Origin of the sequence: Undibacterium sp. Di27W (assembly GCF_049340345.1) — a bacterium.
GTDB lineage: Bacteria > Pseudomonadota > Gammaproteobacteria > Burkholderiales > Burkholderiaceae_D > Undibacterium.
Window position 1 is genome coordinate 1 of the sequence record NZ_JBMPOS010000185.1, and the last position, 255, is coordinate 255.

Consider the following 255-nt stretch of genomic DNA (forward strand, 5'->3'; position numbering starts at 1 on the left):
TGTTGGTCGTGATTGTGTCAACTGCACCACCGTCAATCGCGTGGGAGCCATTGAAGTTTGCATCTGTGAAGATGATACGGTCGGCTGTGCGGCTTGCACCTTCTTCGCCTTTGTAGCTGAAGCGGCTCGTTGCGCTCAGTGTACGTGCGTCGATGACGACTGCGCTTTCAATGCCTGTACCAGCTGTCAGGTCAGCAGAGTTAGCACCGTTGTTGCCTGTGTCGTTGTCGTTGACAATCGCCAGTACGCCGCCGT

Annotated in this window: 1 protein-coding gene; it reads right to left on the reverse strand. The window is 55.3% G+C overall.

Translation table 11 applies throughout. From position 1 onward, the window contains the following. Positions 1-255, reverse strand: a 255-nt coding sequence (locus ACO0LF_RS31820) for a hypothetical protein (protein ID WP_423021462.1), incomplete at both ends; no start/stop codon positions are given.